The 4,837-nt window shown below is 66.0% G+C and carries 6 protein-coding genes and 2 pseudogenes; 6 read left to right on the top strand and 2 right to left on the bottom strand.

Going from position 1 to position 4,837, the window contains the following annotated elements; all coding sequences use genetic code 11:
* The 6 genes and pseudogenes from VKI00_RS06785 to VKI00_RS06810 all read left to right on the top strand — a co-directional run.
* Positions 1-230: helix-turn-helix transcriptional regulator (locus VKI00_RS06785; protein ID WP_324436230.1), on the top strand; the 230-nt coding region annotated here is incomplete at its 5' end.
* Between the two features lie 446 nt (positions 231-676).
* Positions 677-2,169, top strand: a pseudogene (locus tag VKI00_RS06790) (MFS transporter).
* Positions 2,170-2,237: 68 nt separating this feature from the next.
* Positions 2,238-3,587: an MFS transporter gene (locus VKI00_RS06795; RefSeq protein ID WP_324436231.1), complete on the top strand. Its 1,350-nt coding sequence runs from the start codon at positions 2,238-2,240 to the stop codon at positions 3,585-3,587.
* A 15-nt stretch (positions 3,588-3,602) separates the two neighbouring features.
* A complete protein-coding gene (locus tag VKI00_RS06800; RefSeq protein ID WP_324436232.1) occupies positions 3,603-3,767 on the top strand; it encodes a hypothetical protein in 165 nt (54 codons plus the stop codon).
* Entirely contained in the window at positions 3,764-3,949 is a 186-nt protein-coding gene (locus VKI00_RS06805; protein WP_324436233.1) for a fumarylacetoacetate hydrolase family protein, read from the top strand. The genes VKI00_RS06800 and VKI00_RS06805 overlap by 4 nt, the downstream gene beginning before the upstream one ends.
* 22 nt (positions 3,950-3,971) lie before the next feature.
* On the top strand, positions 3,972-4,304 hold the full coding sequence (locus VKI00_RS06810; RefSeq protein ID WP_324436234.1) for a fumarylacetoacetate hydrolase family protein: 333 nt from the start codon (positions 3,972-3,974) through the stop codon (positions 4,302-4,304).
* Between the two features lie 65 nt (positions 4,305-4,369).
* Here VKI00_RS06810 and VKI00_RS06815 read toward each other — a convergent pair.
* Together VKI00_RS06815 and VKI00_RS06820 are read right to left on the bottom strand one after the other, a co-directional pair.
* Positions 4,370-4,615: pseudogene (locus VKI00_RS06815) on the bottom strand (C4-dicarboxylate ABC transporter); the annotation flags it as partial.
* A 98-nt stretch (positions 4,616-4,713) separates the two neighbouring features.
* Positions 4,714-4,837: DUF3060 domain-containing protein (locus VKI00_RS06820; protein WP_324398784.1), on the bottom strand; the 124-nt coding region annotated here is incomplete at its 5' end.

Genomic DNA, 4,837 nt, shown 5'->3' on the forward strand with positions numbered 1-4,837 from the left:
CGGCCCGCCGGCGCGACGACCCGCTGGGCGCGCTCAGTGAGCGCGAGCGCGAGGTGCTGGCGCTGATGGCCGAGGGACGCTCCAACGCCGGCATCGCCCATCGGCTGTGGGTCACCGAGGGCACCGTGGAAAAACACGTCCGCAGCATCCTGATGAAGCTCAACCTTCCCGAGACGGGCGACGACCACCGCCGTGTCCTGGCGGTGATCACCTTCCTCGAAGCCCGCTGACCCGCGGACGAGGTCACCAACGGCGTCACCGGAGAGCCCGTACCTGGACGCGAACCCCAGCGCCCGCTCGTCGCCACCATGTTCGGCGAAATCCCTTCAGGGCCTGACCGAACTGGGTTACGACGCGGACGCCATCGCCGAGATGCACGCCGACCACGTCGTCTGATCGGGCGCGCCGTTCGCGAGCCCGGTTGGCGTTCAAACGCTCATGGCGCGGCATTAAGCGAGTCAAATAGCCTGCAGCGCAGAGCTTCAGGATGTGCACCGCGCTATCGCGGTCCTGAAGGTCGGCGAACCGATCGCCGCACCTCTCGGCGTCCACGGCATCGCTACCGGGCACGGGTTCTCCCGCAACGGGACCCGCGCGCCACTGGTGGCTAACAGGTGGCGACAGATTCCGGCTGGCGTGCTCGACGTGCTGACTGCTGCAGCTTCACAGTTGTTGTATGGAGGCTCTGAGCCGGCGGCGCAAGATGATCATCTTGATCTCGTGCTGCCTGAGCCTGCTGATCGTGTCGATGGACGCGACGATCGTCAACGTCGCCATCCCGTCGATCCGCACAGAGCTGCATGCGTCGGCTTCTGAGCTGCAGTGGGTGATCGACGTCTACACGCTGGTGCTGGCGTCGCTGCTGCTGCTCTCCGGAGCCGCCGCGGACCGGTTTGGCCGCCGGCGGGTCTTTCAGATCGGGTTGACGATTTTCGCCGTCGGATCGCTGTTGTGCAGCGCGGCTCCTGATATACACACCCTGATCGCGGCCCGATTCTTGCAAGCAATCGGCGGTTCGATGCTCAATCCTGTTGCGCTGTCGATCATCAGTCAGGCGTTCGTCGGCCGGGTCGAGCGCGCTCGTGCGATCGGCGTCTGGGGGCCGTCATCGGTATTGCGATGGCGCTCGGCCCGATGACGGGCGGCGCGCTGATCGCTCTGGGCGACTGGCGCGCGGTGTTTTGGATCAACGTGCCGATCTGCGCCGCCGCGATTCTGCTCACCGCGATCTTTGTCCCGGAGTCGCGCTCGGCCACGATGCGAGACGTGGACCCGGTCGGTCAGGCGCTCGCCGTGACCTTCCTGTTCTCCGTCGTCTTCGTCCTGATCCAGGGACGTGAAATGGGCTGGACAGCCGCTCCGTCCGTCGCCATAGCGGTCGTCGCGGTGGTGGCGTTGTGGGGATTTCTGCGCTATGAATCCCGGCACACCGATCCGTTCATCGACCTACGGTTCTCCCGCAGCATCCCGTTCGCGTCGGCGACGGTGATCGCGGTGTGCGCGTATGCCGCCTACGGCGCCTTCCTGTTCATGATGTCGTTATATCTGCAGGGCGAGCGGCATTACTCGGCTGTCCACACCGGCCTGATGTACCTGCCGATTTCTGTCGCAGCCCTGTGTCTGGCGCCATTGTCGGGCCGGTTGGTAGGCCGCTTCGGCGCACGGCCGTCGTTGCTCGCCGCCGGAATCATGATCACCGCGGCGACGGTAATGCTGGCCGGCCTCACGGTGACGGCTCCGGTGTGGTCAGTGGTGCTGATCTTCGCGGTGTTTGGTGCCGGCTTCGCGATGGCCAACGCACCGATCACGAACGCCGCGGTCAGCGGCATGCCGACGGATCGCGCGGGTGCGGCCTCGGCGGTGGCCTCGACCAGCCGTCAGGTGGGCGTCAGTATCGGTGTGGCGCTGTGCGGTTCGCTCGCCGGGGCGGCTCTGACCGCAAGCGCTGCCCAATACACCGCGGACGCCAGGCCGCTGTGGTTGGTGTGCACAATGCTAGGACTCGGGATCACCACGCTGAGCATCTATTCGACGTCGCGCCAGGCGATTCGCTCGGCCGAGCGGCTCGCACCGCTCATTGCCGAACCCACGAAGCGACCGGAGCGCGATTGTGCTTCCTTGAGCCCACCACGTTCGAGCGGCACGCAACACACCGCCGTCTGCAAATGACGCCCCAGCGAAACGAGCCGCCGCGGGGCGGCGATGTCAGTGATCACGTCGGCAGAATGCGGTCTTGGATGCCGCGCGGTGAGCTCGGCACACGGGCAGCCCTGACGGTGTTCACTATTCCCAACTACCGTCGTTTCGTTGGCGGGCAGTCGCTCAGCCTGATCGGATCCTGGACCCAGACCGTCGCCCAGGGGCTGCTCGTTTTGAACCTGACGCATTCGGGCTTGACGCTGGGCCTGGTCACCGCCACCCGATACCTGCCGGTCCTGCTCGGCACCCCATATGCCGGGCTGATCGTGGACCGCCACAACAAACGGCGCATGATGATGCTGACCTCGATGCTGCTGGCGGGCGTCTCGGTCATCGTGGGCATCTCGGTGCTGGCCCGCACCATTGCGATCTGGCAGGTGTTCGTCGCCGCGGCGGTCTTCGGGATGGTCACCGCGGTGGACAATCCGGCCCGGATGGCGTTGATCCCTGAGCTGGTCGGCGCGGACCTGATCCGGCGGGCGGTCACCACCAACAGCATCTTCGCCAACGTCGGGCGTGCTGTCGGTCCGGCGGTCGCGGCGGTGCTGATCCACGCCTTCGGACTGGGTTGGTGCTTCCTGTTCAACGCGCTGAGCTTCGGCATGGTGCTGATCGCGCTGACGAGGCTGGACACCCGGGCCTTGCGCGCTGGCACCGCTGTACGGCGCCGGGGTGGGCAGCTTCGGGAAGGCCTCAACGTGGCCCGCGGGAACCGCGACATCGCCGGCCCGCTGGCGATGATGGTCTTCGTCGGAACCTTGACCTACGAATTCGAAGTCAGCCTGCCCATTTTCGCTGAGCAGACCATTCACGGCGGACTGGACGGCTACAGCTGGCTCACCAGCGCGTTCGGCGCCGGGGCAATCGCGGCCGGCCTGGTCCTGATGCGCTGGCCCCAAACCGGTCTGCCCCGGTTGGTGGTCGCGAGCGCCGGGTACGCCGTCGCGATGACCTTGATCGCGTTCAGTCCGACACTTCAGGCTGCGATTGCGGCCGCGGTGCTGGTCGGAGCGTGCAGCATAGCGTTTTTGACCACCGGGAACGGCACCATTCAGCTGGCGGCACCACCGGACATGCGCGGCCGGGTGACCGGTTTGTGGACCACCGCGTTCGTGGGTTCCACGCCGATCGGCGCGGTGATCATCGGCAGCATCGCCCACTCGTTGGGTGGGCGGGCCGCACTCGGAATCGGTGCCGCAGGATGCCTTGCCGCGGTTCTGGTCGGCCTGTTGATCCTTCGTCACACAGGGCCGGTGCAGTGCGCGCCGCGCCCGCAGATCGCCAACCACCACGTCGCCGCAGCCGTCACACAGGCCGCGCAGCTGCCCGCACCGATAGCGCCCGGGGTGGCGACGATGTACGTCAACGCTCAACCCCTCACACAGTGAACCCACGGAGACAACATGACCGATTACGTGATCCCACCGCCGCCGGTAGCTTCGTTACCGGTGAGCACCGGCGCCAAGCGCTTTCCCGTCCGTCGCGTGTTCTGCGTCGGACGCAACTACGCGGCCCACGCCCGCGAAATGGGTAAGGATCCGATCGCGAACCGCCCTTTTTCTTCATGAAGCCGGCCGATGCCGTGATCGACGCCAAGGGTGTGATTCCCTACCCTCCGCTCACCTCGCAGTTGCATCACGAAGTCGAAATGGTGGTGGCACTCAAGGCCGGCGGCATCGACGTAGCGGCGAAGGACGCACCGCGCCTCGTCTGGGGGCTACGGCGTCGGTGTCGACCTCACCCGACGTGACATCCAAGACGAGGCGAAGAAATTGAGCCGGCCCTGGGACTGGGCCAAGGGTTTTGACGCCTCAGCGCCGTGCAGCCCGATCCATCCCGTTGAGGTCGTCGGCCACCCCACCACAGGCGAAATCTGGCTTAAGGTGAACGGCGAGCTCAAACAACGCGGCGACCTGCAGGACCTGATCTGGTCCATCCCGGAAGTCATCAGCTTCGTCTCGCAAACGGTGCACCTCGCGCCCGGCGATCTCATCTACAGCGGAACCCCCGCCGGCGTGGGGCCGATGCAGCCGGGCGATGAAATCACCGGCGGCGTTGAAGGTCTGGCTGAGTTCGACTTCACCATCAGTCCACGCCCCGCCTGAGGCGAAACGCGATCGCCAGTCTGGCCGCTACCGGTCTAGCGCAGCTACTGTGCTGCGTGAACATCATGACTGCGGGCCGCCGTGGGGTGCCGCAACCAGTGGCCTCCGACGGCAACCACGAGCACAACGAGCAGCGCGGCCGCGAACACCCACACCACTTCCGCGAAGGCCCGCAGACCGGGCAGATGGACGGGAAGTGTTGCAGCGGCCGTGGCGACGATCCCGGTTGCCATGACGGAGGCGAACCAATTGGGCCTCAGACGTCCGAGGATCTCTGGTACCGCCCGGTCGTCCGGGCTCACAGTTGCCATGAACTCGAATCGCTACTGCCGCGGGTCGGCGTCTCGGGGCGATCCCGCGTCTTGGTGCAGGACATCGACCTCAGCGTCGGTACCAAACCCGGGATGCGTCAGCCCTGTTGTACGACATTCGATTCACCGGACTTGTCGACACTTGGCGAGCCCGAGTGAAAGGTGACCTGGTTGTTGAAACCCGAGGCCTCGATGCTGTCCGCGGCGTCGACGGTCACTGAG

This window comes from Mycobacterium sp., assembly GCF_035314665.1.
Lineage (GTDB): Bacteria > Actinomycetota > Actinomycetes > Mycobacteriales > Mycobacteriaceae > Mycobacterium.